At 63.0% G+C, this 257-nt stretch carries 1 protein-coding gene; it reads left to right on the forward strand.

Going from position 1 to position 257, the window contains the following annotated elements:
- Positions 1-257 (forward strand): hypothetical protein (locus KZZ06_RS21470; RefSeq protein WP_219581955.1); only part of this gene is annotated, 257 nt, incomplete at both ends.

A 257-nucleotide genomic window follows, 5' to 3' on the forward strand; every position in this document is an offset into this window, starting at 1 on the left:
GGCGCACCCCCGTGCGCGCCTCATCGTCATGGCCAACACGAAGGGGGAAGAGCAGCTGCTGCGCGGGCTTGGGGTCGTTGTACACCTCGCGCCGCAGAACATGTTTGTCGATGAGAGCATGTGCTACCCAATCCCTGGCAGAGAACGGCGCTACGACGCCATCTACACTGCCACGCTTGCCCCGATGAAGCGGCACGAGTTGGCGCGCCTGCTTCCGAGCTGCGCCTACGTAACGAAGCTCTTCGATCATTGGCCCT

The sequence above is a fragment of the Sulfitobacter sp. CW3 genome, from assembly GCF_019392245.1.
In the GTDB taxonomy this organism is placed as follows: domain Bacteria; phylum Pseudomonadota; class Alphaproteobacteria; order Rhodobacterales; family Rhodobacteraceae; genus Sulfitobacter.